Origin of the sequence: Saccharothrix espanaensis DSM 44229, assembly GCF_000328705.1 — a bacterium.
Taxonomy (GTDB): Bacteria; Actinomycetota; Actinomycetes; order Mycobacteriales; family Pseudonocardiaceae; genus Actinosynnema; species Actinosynnema espanaense.
The window spans coordinates 3,829,511-3,842,195 of the sequence record NC_019673.1; the positions used below are offsets into that span (position 1 = coordinate 3,829,511).

The following is a 12,685-nucleotide window of genomic DNA, read 5'->3' on the forward strand; positions in this document are numbered from 1 at the left end:
CGTGCCGCCCGCCAAGTCGACCGACGAGCGGTTCCGGGCCGCCGTCGAGACCCTGCGCGTGCCCGCGATGGGCACCGAGGTGGTCGCGCCACTGCTGTCCTCGCTGCTCAAGCTGGTCCGCCCGCAGCGCGTGCTGGAGGTCGGGATGGGGTACACCACCCCGTTCCTGGCCTCGGCGCTGGCCGAGATCGCCGACGACGTCCGCGCCCAGGCGCCCGCGCTCGCCGCCAAGACCCGGCCCTACCTCGACCGCGACGCGGACCTGGACGACGAGTGGCTGTACGGGGAGCCCGCGCTGCTGGCCCCGGAGTTCTACAACGCCCCGTACCGGCCGCGGCTGGTGGCCGTGGACGACCTGTCCATCCCGGAGTCGTCGTCGTCCCGGGTGTGGGACGTGCTGCGCGACCTCGGGCTCGACGAGCTGGTCACGGTGGTCAACGCCGACCTGCGCGAGTGCGCCGAGCACTTCCCGCCGGACTTCGCGCCGATCGACTTCGCGTGGGTCGACGCGTGGGAGTGCCTGTACTTCTTCGACAACTTCTGGGACCTGATCGACCCGGACGGCGGCCTGGTCGTCATGCACTACCTCAAGACCTACCCGCAGGGGGAGGCGTTCCTGCGCTACCTGTCGGCGCAACTGGACGTCAACCCGCGCGAGTTCGAGATCGTCAACCTGGTGGAGCCGCACAAGCTCTCCCAGAACAGCCTGACGATCCTGCGGCGGACCAGCGGTGAGGTCAAGCGCGTGTACGCCAAGCCCAACTCCCGCATGGACTACGGCGACCGCCTGCGCGCGCAGGCCCGCACCCAGGCCGACGCCCACCCCTCCGAGATCCGGGAACTGACGCCGTGACCGCCATCGCCTTGCTCGGCCAGGGCCGCATGGGCGTGCCCATGGCGGTCCGGCTCGTCGCCGCCGGACACCCGACCACCGTGTGGAACCGCACGCCCGACAAGTGCGCGACCGCCGGCGAACGGGGTGCGCGGGTCGCCGACAGCCCGGCCGACGCCGTCCGTGACGCCGATGTGGTCATCACGATGCTGCGCGACGCCGACGCGGTAGACGCCGTGCTGTCCGACGACACCGTGGCCGCCTTGCGCCCGGACGTCGTGCTGCTGGAGATGTCCACCATCGGACCCGACGCCGTACGGGCGTTGCGCGAGCGGCTGCGCGCGGACGTCGTGCTGCTCGACGCGCCGGTGGTGGGCAGCATCCCGCAGGCGACCGCCGGGGAGTTGCGGATCCTGGTCGGTGGCGCGGAGTCCGACGTGGAGCGCTGCGCGGACGTGCTGGCCGTGCTCGGGTCCGCGGACCGGGTCGGCGACCTCGGCGCGGGCGCGGCGGCGAAGCTGGTCGCGAACCTGGTCACGATCTCCGCGTTCGCGGTCATCGGCGAGTCGCTGGCGCTGGGCGACCGGCTCGGCCTGACCGACGACCGGGTGCTGGACCTGCTGGCCAAGTCCGCCATCGGGGGCTTCTCCGAACGCGTGCGCGGCCGGCTCGGCACGACGCCGCCCGCGCAGTTCGGGCTGGGCCTGGCGGAGAAGGACCTGGCGCTGGTGCTGGCCGCCGGCGCGGACCCGGCCGGGGTCGCGGGCGCGGCGCACCAGAACTTCGCCGACGCCGTCGCGGCGGGGTTGGCCGGACACGACATCAGTGCGGTGGTCGCCGACATGCGATCACGCGCGCACGCCATGGGGAACTAGGAGACGAGGGACTGTGAGCGCAGCGGCATTAGCGTACGAAGAGGTCGTCGTGCGGGTGCGGGAGATCTGGGCGGACGTGCTGGGCAGCGACTCCGCCGACGACGTCCCGCTGGAGGTCAACTTCCTGGAGTGCGGCGGGAACTCGCTGCTGCTGGTCATGCTCTGGGAGGAGTTGCAGCCGATCGCGAGCCGGCCGGTGAAGCTCTCCGAGCTGTTCCACCACGGCACCGTCCGGGCGCAGGCCGAACTCCTGGTGGGAGCGCCGGTCGCGGAACCCGAGCCACTGGCCGCGGTCACCGTCGTGGCGGACGCGAGCCCGCGCTCCCTGCTGGCCCAGCGGCGCGCCGCCGCGAGCAGCGGGGGTGTCGGTTGAGCGACACCGCGATCGCGATCGTCGGAATCGGCTGCCGGTTCCCCGACGCGTGGACCCCCGAGCAGTTCTGGTCCAACATCGACGGCGGCGTGGTCTCGATGCGCCCGCTGCCCGACGACCTGCTGCGCGCGTCCGGTGTGGACGAGGCCACGTTGCAGGGCGAGGACTACGTCAAGGTGGGCGCGCTGCTGCCCGGCGCGGCGGAGTTCGCCGCCGAGTTCTTCGGCTACACCCCGCGCGAGGCCGAGCTGATCGACCCGCAGCAGCGGGTGTTCATCGAAGCCGCCTGGGAGGCGCTGGAGCGCTCCGGGCACGGCGCGAGCATGGACCGTCGGACCGTCGGCGTGTTCGCCGGTACCGGCGCGGGCCCTTACACCGCAGCGCTTTTCGCCGCCAAGGCACAGGCGGAGGGCGTGGCGGCGGCGGTCGGCGACCTCGACCTGACGCTGGGCGGCGAGGTCGACTTCCTGCCCTCGCGCACCGCGTACAAGCTGGGGCTGCGCGGCCCGGCGGTCAGCGTCCAGACCGGGTGCTCGTCCTCGCTGTACGCCTTGCACTACGCGTCGCTGAGCCTGCTCGCGGGCGAGTGCGACATCGCGATCGCGGGCGGGTCCGCGGTGCAGGAACCGCTGCTGGGCTACCGGCACAAGCCGGGGCGCGCGCTGTCCGAGGACGGCCAGTGCCGCTCGTTCGACCACCGCTCCAGCGGCACCAACCACGGTTCCGGGGTCGGCGTGCTGGTGCTGCGGCTGCTGTCGGACGCGCTCGCGGACGGCGACACCGTGCTGGCCGTGCTGCACGGCAGCGCGGTCGGCAACGACGGTTCGGACAAGCTCGGCTACGTCGCCCCGAGCACGGCGGGCATCACCCGCGTGGTGGGCAAGGCGCTCCAGGTCGCGGGCTTGCCCGGCGAGAAGCTGCGCTACGTCGAGGCGCACGGCACCGCGACCCCGCTGGGCGACCAGGTCGAGCTGGCCGCGCTGACCGACGCGATCCGCACCACCACCGACGCCACCGGCTTCTGCCGGCTGGGCTCGGTGATGTCCAACATCGGGCACACCGGCCCCACCGCCGGCATCGCCGGGTTCATCAAGGCGGTCAACATCGCCCGCACCGGCGTGCTGCCGCCGCACCCGTCGTTCGAGCGGCCGCGTGAGCCCGGGGTGCTCGCGGAGAGCCCGTTCACCATCGCCACCGAGCCAGGCCGGGCCGACGGCGACTGCTACGTGCTGGTCAACTCGGTCGGCATGGGCGGCTCCAACGCCGCCGCCGTGCTGGGCCCGCCGCCCGCGCCGACCCGGCCGGCCGCGCCGACCGGCGAGCGGGTGCGCCTGCTGCTGTCCGCGCGCAACCGGACCGAGCTGGACGCGCTGTCCCGCTCGCTGGCCGACCACGTCGCGTCGGGCGAGGTCGCGGTGGCCGACCTCGCGCACACCCTGCGCGTGGGCCGCCGCCAGTTCGACGAGCGCCGGCTGGTGGTGGCGGAACCGGGCAAGCTGGCCGCCGCACTGCGGCTGCCGCGCCCGCCGCTGGTCAAGACCCTGCGCAGCGGTTCCCGGCGGGCGGCCGTCGTGGTCGCGCAGGACGCCGTGCTGCCCGCCGGCACGCTGGACCTGCTGCGCTCGGCGCTGCCCGCCGACACGGTGGTGGCCGCCGACCTCGCGGCGGTGCCCGCGGACCGGTTCCTGGTGCTGGTCGGCACGGGGGAGGCCGGCGCGAACCGGTACGCCTTCGCCGCCGACGCGGCCGACCAGCGCGACGAGGTGGAAGCGGCCCTCGCCGAGGCGTGGCTGCACGGCGTGACCGTCGACTGGGCGAAGCTCGCCGGCGACACCGGCCGCCGCGTCCCGGCGCCGACCTACCCGTTCACCCGGGCCCGCTACTGGGCGCTGGACCGGCTCTCGCTGGCCCCCGACGCGGCCCCGCGCGCCGCCGCCCCGGCCGTCGTGGCCGCCGCCGGCGACGACGAGGTCACCGACGCCCTGCTCGGCATCTGGCGCACCCTGTTCGGCAAGGCCGACATCGGCTTGGACGAGACGTTCGGCGGGCTGGGCGGCACGTCGCTGCTGGCGATGCAGCTGGCGCTGGAGATCCAGGACCGGCTGGGCTGCCCGGTCAACGTGCACCGCGCCGGCGGCAGCCGGGTCACCGTGCGCAGGCTCGCCGACCTGGTGCACGCGCACCGCGACTCCTCCGGCGCGGCCGACGCCGAGATGGGCGACGGCCTCGACCAGGGCGACGACCAGTTGGTGGACGCCGACCTGGGGCTGTCCCTGGGCGAGGTGTCGGCGACCCGCTCGCGCGGCAAGGACTTCCTGCTCACCGGGGCCACCGGCTACCTGGGCGCGTTCCTGCTGCGCGAACTGCTGGCGCGCACCAAGGGCCGGGTGTACTGCCTGGTCCGGGCCGAGGACGAGGCGGCCGGGCTGGACCGGCTGCGGGCGGCGGCGCGCAAGTTCGTGCTGCCCGAGCCGGACGCCGACCGGGTGCACGTGGTGCCCGGCGACCTGGCCGACGTGGCGAAGGTCGCCGCCCTCTACCGGGACGGCGAGCTGGAGCGCAACGTCGGCCACGTCCTGCACTGCGCGGCCAAGGTGGTGTTCACCGAGCCGTACCGCACGCTGCGCGAGGCGAACGTGCTGCCGATGGCGGACCTGCTGACGTGGGCGCGCGGGTGCGGTATCCGCGACTTCAGCTACATCTCCACGCTCGCCGCGGCGAGCCCGGCGATGGGGTCGGCCAACCGCTACCTGGAGACCAGGGAGCAGGCGCTGGACCCCGAGGCGGGCAGCTACGGGGTGAGCAAGTGGGTGTGCGAGCGGCTGCTGGCGCGCGCCGAGGAGGACGGCATGAGGGTCCGGGTGTTCCGCCCGGGGCTGATCATGGCCTCCAGCGAGACCGGCGCGGGCAACGACAAGGACCTGATCTACTTCGCGCTGATCAGCGGCCTGGCGATCGGCGCGCACCCGGAGGACGACCGGGTGCTGGTGATGTCGCCGGTGGACATGGTGTCCAAGGGCGTGGTGGACCTGGCGCTGTCCGGTGGCGCGGTCGGCCGCGCCTACCACCTGGTCGCCGAGCGGGCGATCAGCATGCGCAACCTGTTCCTCCAGCTGGGCAACGCGGGCCTGGCCACCGAGCCGCTGCCGCTGGCGCAGTGGCAGGAGCGGGTGCGCGCGCTGGCGCTGGAGAAGGGCAACCCGATCCTGTCCGCCGCGGCCCTGCTGGAGCTGGAGGGCCACGACCGCGACGAGCTCGCGGTGCAGGCCGGCGGCTGGCAGCCGTGGCTGTCCCGCAACGGCCTGGACCCGCAGATGACCGGCGCGGTGCTGCGCCGGGGCATCGAGTACCTGGCGCGGCGCGACGAACTGGTCCGCGACCTCGTCGGCCACCTGGTCGGCGGAAAGGGCGAGAACTGATGAGCGAGAACACGATCGGCCGGATCGCGGTGCTCGGCGCGGGCGTGATGGGCCGGGGCATCGCCACGCTGGCCGTGGGCTGCGGCGTCCCGGTCGTCCTGGTCGACGTCGACCAGGCCACCCTCGACCAGGCCACCGCCGCGATCCGCAACCAGACCCGGCTCGGCCGGCTGATGGGCTCCTTCGACGCCGCCGTGGCGGACGGGGAACTCGAAGCGACCACCGACCTCGGTCGGATCGCCGGCGCGTTCGCGGTGATCGAGTCGGTCACCGAGAAGGCCGAGCTGAAGGCGGCGGTGCTGGCCGCCGCCACGGCGGTCGTCGCGCCCGGCACGGTGGTCGTGTCCAACACCTCGGCCATCCCGATCGACGAGCTGGCCGGGCACTGCGCGCGGCCCGCGGACGTGGTGGGCGTGCACTTCATGAACCCGCCCTACCTGATCCGCACCGTCGAGCTGATCCGCGGCCCGCGCTCGGCCGACGCGGCGATCGCCGCCGCCGAACGGCTGCTGGCCGCGCTCGGCCAGACCCCGGTGCACGTCGGCGACGGGCCGGGGTTCGTGATCAACCGGGTGCTCCAGCGGTCCATCAACGAGGCCGCGCGGATCGTGCAGGACGGCGTGGCGGCACCGGAGGCGGTGGACGCGGCGTTCACCGGGTGCCTCGGGCACCGCACCGGCCCGCTGGCCACCGCCGACCTGATCGGCCTGGACAACGTCGTGGACTCGCTGCACGTGCTGCTGGAGCGGACCGGCGACGAGGGTTACCGCCCCTGCGACCTGCTGGTGGCGAAAGTGAAGTCCGGCGACTTCGGCCGGAAGACCGGCCGCGGTTTCTTCGAGTACCAGGGGGCGTTGTGAGCACGACCGAGCAGGTGCACAGCCCGGAGGAGATCCGCGCGAACCTGGCGGAGTTCGTCGAGCAGCAGACCAAGTCGGCGGTGGCCACCGACCTCGACCTGTTCGGGTCGGGCCTGGTGTCGTCGCTGTTCGCGCTCCAGCTCGTGGTGCACGTGGAGACCGCGTTCGGGGTCGCGGTGCAGGGTGCGGACCTCAAGCTGGACAACTTCCGCACCATCGACGCGATCACCGACCTGGTAGTGAGGCTGCGGGCGTGACCGCGGTAGCCGACCGGGCCGCCGAGGCGGCCGCGCGGGTGAGCGCGACCGTCGGGACGGCGGCCGACGACTGGGACCGGGCGGGGCGGATCCCCGACGACGTGGTGCGCCCGCTGGCCGAGGCCGGCCTGCTGTGCCCGGACGTGCCCGCCGGGTTCGGCGGTCCGGGCCTGACGATGGCCGAGCTGGGCGAGTTCACCGCGCACGTCGGCGCGCTGTGCTCGTCGCTGCGCAGCCTGATGACCTCGCAGGGCATGGTGGCGTGGGCGGTGCGCAAGCTCGGCGACCAGGCGCAGCAGGAGCAGTACCTGCGCCGGCTCGCCACGGGTGCGACCGCCGCCGTGGCGTTCAGCGAGGCCGGCGCGGGCAGCGACCTGTCCGCCATGGGCACCACCATCACCGCCGACGGCGACCGGGTGGAGGTCACCGGCACCAAGGTGTGGGTGACCGGGTCCGCGTACGCCGACCTGGTGCTGGTCTTCGGCCGGTACGGCGCCGGCGGCGCGGCCGTCCTGGTGCCGACCGACGCGCCGGGCGTCACCGTGACCCGGGTGGCCGACCCGCTGGGCTGCCGCGCGGCGGGCCACTCCGAGGTGCGGCTGGACGGGGTCGTGCTGCCCGCCGGGCACCTGCTCGGCGGCGCGGGGATGCCGCTGGAGTGGCTGGTGACCTCGGTGCTGACCTACGGCCGGCTGTCGGTCGCGTGGGGCTGCGTCGGGATGCTGCGGGCCTGCGCGTCCGCCGCCGCCCGGCACGCCGCGACCCGCGAGCAGTTCGGCAAGCCGCTGGCCGAGCACCAGCTCGTCGGCCGGCACCTCGCCGAGCTGCACGTGGCGGAGCAGGCCGCGACCCGGCTGTGCGAGCACGCGGCCCGGCTCTGGGACGGCGGCTCGCCCGACCACGTCGTGGCCGCGGTGTCCGCCAAGCACTTCGCCGCCACCCAGGCCGTCGCCGGCGCGTCGTCGGCGGTGCAGGTGCTGGCGTCGGCGGGCGCGGTCGACGGGCACGTGGTGGCCCGCGCGTACCGGGACGCCAAGCTGATGGAGATCATCGAGGGCAGCAGCGAGATCAGCCAGCTGCTGCTCGCCCGGCACTCGGTTGCCCGGTGGACATGAGCCCGGTGGACATGAACCCAGAGGACTTCACCCCAGTGGACAGAAGCATCGGCATCGGCCGGATCCACACCGTGCTGCCGGAGGCGCGCGTCGCGGTCGACGCGCTGCCCGAGGTCGAGCTGCTCGGCCACGACCAGGCCAAGTTCGTGCGGGACTGCGGGATCGCCACGGTCGGCGTGTACGACGGCGCGGACAACGGCGGCCTGGCCGCGTCGGCGTGCCAGGGCCTGCTCGACGGCCTGACCGAGGACCCGGACGTCCTGCTGATGGTCGGTCCGCGCTCGCCGGACGTCCTGCTGGGCTCGGACGTCGGCCGGGTGCAGGCCGAGACCAAGCTCGCGTCCGCCTTCGCGTTCACCGTGGACGGACTGGGCTGCACCGGGTCCAGCGCGGCCTGGGCGCTGGCCCGCGACCTGCTGCTGGCCGACCCGGCGCGCGGCAGCGTGCTGATCACCCACGCCAGCCTGCCCACCGGCGCGGACCGGGTGCGCTACCCGGTCACCGTGATCGGCGACGGCGCGTACGCGATGACCGTCGTGCGCGGCGGCCGGCCGGTGCTCAAGGCGCACCGGATGGAGACCGACGGCACCTTCCACGACCTGTTCAAGGTCGACTACAAGCAGGCCCCCTGGTACGAGTGGCGCGAGGAGTGCGCCTCGCCGGACCGGTACCTGTTCGAACTGGCCCTGCACAGCCGGTTGCGGCTGGGCCGCATGGTCGACGAGGTGCTGGCCGAGGCGGGCCTGGCCAAGCCGGACGTGGCCGCGGTGCTGATGCAGAACGTCACCGCGTCGGCGTACTCGTTCTACGAGACCCTGCTGGGCCTGCCGATCCACCCCGTCTGCGGCGAGAACCTGGCCGCGCACGGCCACCTCGGCGCGATGGACGTCGTGCTGAACCTCCAGCGCCTGATCGACGGCGGCGGCGTGGCGGAGGGCGATCACGTGCTCGTGCTCAACAACAGCCCGGTCGCCGCCTGGGCCGTGACCCTGTGGGAAGTCTGAGGTGCGCCGGAGATGAGCAGTCCCGTCAAGACGGTCAAGTGCCTGGTGTGGGACCTGGACAACACCCTGTGGGACGGGGTGCTGCTGGAGAACGGCGAGGTGACCCTGCGCGAGGAGATCCGCCGGGTGATCGTCGGGCTCGACGAGCGCGGCATCCTCCAGGCGGTGGCCAGCCGCAACGACCACGACCACGCCTGGGAGTGGGTGGAGAAGCTCGGCGTGGCCGAGTACCTGGTGCTGCCGCAGATCGGTTGGGGGCCCAAGTCCGCCTCGGTGCGGGCGATCGCCGACAAGCTCCAGTTCGCGCACGGCGCGGTGGCGTTCATCGACGACACCGCGATGGAGCTCGCCGAGGTCGGCCACCACCTGCCGGAGGTCCGGCTGTACCCGGCCGAGGTCGCCACGACGTTGTTGGAGCTGCCCGAGTTCAGCCCCGAGGTGGTCACCGCCGACTCGCGCGAGCGGCGGCGGATGTACCAGGCCGGGTTCGCCCGGGAGAGCGCGCGCACCGGGTTCACCGGCGCGGACGAGGAGTTCCTGCGCTCGGCCGGGCTGGAGATGCGGATCCGCCGCGCCGACGCGGACGACCTGGCGCGGGTCGAGGAACTGACCCTGCGCACCAGCCAGATGAACGCGACCGGCGTGCACTACTCGGACGAGACCCTGCGCGGCCTGCTGTCCGACGTGGACCACGAGGTGCTCGTGGTGAGCATGACCGACAAGTTCGGCCCGCACGGCGCGGTGGGCATCGTCCTGCTGGAGAAGCGGGACACCGTGTGGCACCTGAAGCTGCTCGCGACCTCCTGCCGGGTGGTGGCGTTCGGCGCGGGCACCGTGCTGCTGAACTGGCTGGCCGACCAGGCGGCGGCGGCCGGGGTGAACCTGGTGGCGGACTTCCGCCGGACCGACCGCAACCGGATGATGGAGGTCGCCTACCGGTTCGCCGGGTTCGGTGAGGAGCCGGTGCCGGGCGTCGAGGACCTGCCGCCCGCCGAGACCCCGGACGTCGAGCGGCTGGGCCTGCGCACTGAGCGCAAGCCCGCCCCGACCACGATGACCGTGCACGCGGTCGTGCTCTCCGGCCAGAGCTCCGACCTGGTCGTGTGGGGTGCCGAATGACGAGCCTCTACGGCTGGTTCGCCGACACCGCCGCGCGCACGCCCGACGCCCCGGCCCTGGAGGTCGGGGAGGACGTGCTGACCTACGGCGTGCTGCGCGACCGTGTCGACGCGGTCGCTTCCCTCGTGCTGGAGGCCAACGGCGGACGGGTGCCGGGGCGGGTGGCGCTGCTGGCGTCCCGTTCGCTCGCGGCGTTCACCGGCTACCTGGCGGCGTTGCGGCTCGGCTCGGTCGTCGTGCCGGTCAACCCCGGCCACCCGGTGAACCGCAACGAGGTCATCTGCGCGTCGGCACGGGCGGACGTGCTGCTGGCCGACGAGAACGGCGCGGCGCAGGCGGGCGTGCTGGGCGCGTCGGCGGGCGCGGTGCTGACCCTGTCCGACGACGACGTGCGCGCCGCCGTGGCGGGGGAGCTGCCGGACCTCGCGGTCGGGCCGGACGACGTGGCCTACGTCCTGTTCACGTCGGGCTCGACCGGCCGGCCCAAGGGCGTGCCGATCACCCACGGGAACCTGGCCGCCTACGTGGGGCACAACATCGAGCGGTTCGGCATCGGGCCGGGGTGCCGGGTGTCGCACACGTTCGACCTCACCTTCGACCCGTCGGTGTTCGACCTGTTCGTCACGTGGGGCGGCGGCGCGACCCTGGTCTGTCCACACCGGACAGAACTGCTGACGCCGGTGGACTACCTGGTGGACAAGGCGATCACGCACTGGTTCTCGGTGCCGTCGGTGGTGTCGGTCAGTGCCAACCTGGGCAACCTGCCGACCGGGCGGCCCACCGTGCTGCGGCAGAGCGTGTTCATCGGCGAGCAGCTCACCGTCCGGCAGGCCGCCCTGTGGCGGGCGGTCGCGCCGGACGCGCGCATCGACAACGTGTACGGCCCGACCGAGCTGACCGTGGCGTGCACCGAGTACCGGCTGCCCGACGACCCCGACCGGTGGCCGGCGACCTCCAACGGCACCATCCCGATCGGGCCGGTGTACGGGTTCCTCGACCACGTCGTGCTCGACGAGGACGGCCGCGAGGCGGCGGACGGCGAGCTGTGCGTGCGCGGCGTGCAGCGGTTCGTCGGGTACCTCGACCCGGCCGACAACCCCGGTCGGTTCGTGGTCCGCGACGGCGACCGGTACGTACCGTGCACGGGAACCGAGCCGCGGCCGGAGTTCTACTACCGGACCGGCGACCGGGTGCGCTGGGAGGACGGCGAGCTGGTGCACCTGTCCCGGCTCGACCACCAGCTCAAGATCCGGGGCTACCGGGTCGAGCTGGGCGAGATCGAGGCGGCGCTGGCCCGGCACGACGGCGTCACCCAGGCGGTCGTGGTCACCGTGCCCGGCGACGACGGACCCGACCTGGTCGCGTTCTACACCGGCGTCGAGGTGCCCGACCGGCGGTTCGTCCGGTGGCTGCGGGAGTACCTGCCGATCCACATGGTGCCGCGCCGGCTGCACCACCTCCCCGAGCTCCCGCTCAACCCCAACGGCAAGGTCGACCGCGGCGCGCTGCGGGCGTCCGTCCTGTCCGGAGCCGGGTCCTCCGGCGCGAACTGAAGCGGAGTCATCCGGCTATGTCGTTCCTCAAGGACATCATCCCGCCGCCGGGCATCGTGCGGCTGCTGGCGGTCAGCAACCTCGCCAAGACCTGCGCGCACGGCGTGCTGATGTCGATCAGCGTGCTGTACTTCACCAGGGTGGTGGCGATCCCGGCCGAGCGGGTCGGCCTCGCGCTGACGCTCGGCGCGGCCATCGGGGTGTTGTCCAGCGTCCCGGCCGGCCGGCTGGCCGACGTCCGGGGCCCGCGCCCGGTGACCGTCACGCTCATGGTGGCGCTGGGCGTGGCGGCCTGCGGGTACGCGCTCGTGGACGGGTTCTTCGGGCTGGTCGCGGCCACCGCCGTGGTGCTCGGCATCGAGTCCGCCGCGCACGCCGCCCGGGGCTCGCTGCTGGCCGGGCTGCTGCCGTCGGCCGAACGGGCGCGCGCGTTGGCGTTCATGCGCGCCACGGCCAACGTCGGCGTGTCGCTCGGCGCGGTCGCCGGCGGCCTGGGCCTGCTGATGGACACCAAGGCCGGGTACATCGGCCTGATCCTCGCGGCGGGCGCGCTGTTCGTGGTGTCGGGCCTGGCGTTCCTGCGGGTGCCGTCGGTCCCGGCCGCGCCCAAGGCCGCCGCCGGGCCGAAGCTGCCGGTGCTGCGGGACCGGGCGTTCGCGGCGGTGTCACTGGTCAACGCGGTGCTGGTGATGAGCGACGCGCTGCTGGTGGTCGCCATGCCGATCTGGATCAGCGAGCACACCTCGGCGCCGCCCGCGTTCTTCACCGTCATGCTGCTGGTGAACACCGCCGCCGTGATCCTGTTGCAGGTCAGGGTGAGCAAGGGCGCGGACGACGTGCCGGGCGGCACCAAGGCGTGGTGGCGGTCGGGGATCGTGCTGGCCGGGTGCTGCGTGCTGTTCGCCGTCTCGGAGGGGCAGGCGGTGTGGCTGGCCTGCGCGGCGCTGCTGGCGGGCACGCTGGTGCACGTGCTGGGCGAGATGCTGCACAGCGCCGGGGCGTGGTCGTTGAGCTACGGGCTCGCGCCGGAGCACGCCCACGGCCAGTACCAGGGCCTGTTCGAGATGTCGACCAAGCTCGGCACGACCGTCGCGCCACTGGCCATCACGCTGGTGCTGGTGGGCCTGGGCGGCTGGGGCTGGGTGGTGTGCGCGGCCGTGTTCCTCGCCGCCGGCCAGGCCGCGCTCCCGGTCGTGCGCTGGGCCGAGCGCACGCGGGCCGAGCCCGTCCTCGAAACGTCGAACTCCGAGTCCTGAGACGCCGGTAGCGACCACATCG

Annotated in this window: 11 protein-coding genes; all 11 read left to right on the plus strand. The window is 73.7% G+C overall.

What is annotated here, in order from left to right; genetic code table 11:
• The first annotated feature begins 1 nt into the window (after window position 1).
• The 11 genes from BN6_RS17140 to BN6_RS17190 are packed head-to-tail and all read left to right on the plus strand — an operon-like array spanning window position 2 to window position 12,663.
• A complete protein-coding gene (locus tag BN6_RS17140; protein WP_015100946.1) occupies window positions 2-853 on the plus strand; it encodes an O-methyltransferase in 852 nt (283 codons plus the stop codon).
• A complete protein-coding gene (locus BN6_RS17145; protein ID WP_015100947.1) occupies window positions 850-1,707 on the plus strand; it encodes an NAD(P)-dependent oxidoreductase in 858 nt (285 codons plus the stop codon). Before BN6_RS17140 ends, BN6_RS17145 begins: the two co-directional genes overlap by 4 nt.
• Before the next feature lie 13 nt (window positions 1,708-1,720).
• Complete coding sequence (locus BN6_RS42970; protein WP_015100948.1) at window positions 1,721-2,080, plus strand: phosphopantetheine-binding protein; 360 nt, start codon at window positions 1,721-1,723, stop codon at window positions 2,078-2,080.
• Entirely contained in the window at window positions 2,077-5,499 is a 3,423-nt protein-coding gene (locus tag BN6_RS17155) for a thioester reductase domain-containing protein (RefSeq protein WP_015100949.1), read from the plus strand. The genes BN6_RS42970 and BN6_RS17155 overlap by 4 nt, the downstream gene beginning before the upstream one ends.
• On the plus strand, window positions 5,499-6,359 hold the full coding sequence (locus tag BN6_RS17160) for a 3-hydroxyacyl-CoA dehydrogenase family protein (protein WP_015100950.1): 861 nt from the start codon (window positions 5,499-5,501) through the stop codon (window positions 6,357-6,359). Before BN6_RS17155 ends, BN6_RS17160 begins: the two co-directional genes overlap by 1 nt.
• The gene (locus tag BN6_RS17165) at window positions 6,356-6,616 is read left to right on the plus strand and encodes an acyl carrier protein (RefSeq protein ID WP_015100951.1); all 261 of its coding nucleotides are present in this window, start codon (window positions 6,356-6,358) and stop codon (window positions 6,614-6,616) included. The genes BN6_RS17160 and BN6_RS17165 overlap by 4 nt, the downstream gene beginning before the upstream one ends.
• Window positions 6,613-7,731 carry an acyl-CoA dehydrogenase family protein gene (locus BN6_RS17170; RefSeq protein WP_015100952.1) on the plus strand — a complete coding sequence of 373 codons (1,119 nt, stop codon included), beginning with the start codon at window positions 6,613-6,615 and terminating at the stop codon, window positions 7,729-7,731. Before BN6_RS17165 ends, BN6_RS17170 begins: the two co-directional genes overlap by 4 nt.
• A 35-nt stretch (window positions 7,732-7,766) precedes the next feature.
• Window positions 7,767-8,735: a 3-oxoacyl-[acyl-carrier-protein] synthase III C-terminal domain-containing protein gene (locus tag BN6_RS17175; protein WP_231905319.1), complete on the plus strand. Its 969-nt coding sequence runs from the start codon at window positions 7,767-7,769 to the stop codon at window positions 8,733-8,735.
• 12 nt (window positions 8,736-8,747) lie between these two features.
• A complete protein-coding gene (locus BN6_RS17180) occupies window positions 8,748-9,854 on the plus strand; it encodes an HAD-IIIC family phosphatase (protein ID WP_015100954.1) in 1,107 nt (368 codons plus the stop codon).
• Window positions 9,851-11,407, plus strand: coding sequence for an amino acid adenylation domain-containing protein (locus tag BN6_RS17185; protein ID WP_015100955.1), 1,557 nt, complete (start codon window positions 9,851-9,853; stop codon window positions 11,405-11,407). Before BN6_RS17180 ends, BN6_RS17185 begins: the two co-directional genes overlap by 4 nt.
• A gap of 17 nt (window positions 11,408-11,424) precedes the next feature.
• Window positions 11,425-12,663 carry an MFS transporter gene (locus BN6_RS17190; protein WP_015100956.1) on the plus strand — a complete coding sequence of 413 codons (1,239 nt, stop codon included), beginning with the start codon at window positions 11,425-11,427 and terminating at the stop codon, window positions 12,661-12,663.
• Window positions 12,664-12,685: the final 22 nt, after the last annotated feature.

What these genes read in the sequence shown, in the direction of transcription:
- BN6_RS17160 (WP_015100950.1), top strand. Translation starts at nt 5,499, where the DNA reads ATGAGCGAGAACACGATCGGCCGGATCGCGGTGCTCGGCGCGGGCGTG.
- BN6_RS17180 (WP_015100954.1), top strand. Translation starts at nt 8,748, where the DNA reads ATGAGCAGTCCCGTCAAGACGGTCAAGTGCCTGGTGTGGGACCTGGAC.
- BN6_RS17185 (WP_015100955.1), top strand. Translation starts at nt 9,851, where the DNA reads ATGACGAGCCTCTACGGCTGGTTCGCCGACACCGCCGCGCGCACGCCC.
- BN6_RS17190 (WP_015100956.1), top strand. Translation starts at nt 11,425, where the DNA reads ATGTCGTTCCTCAAGGACATCATCCCGCCGCCGGGCATCGTGCGGCTG.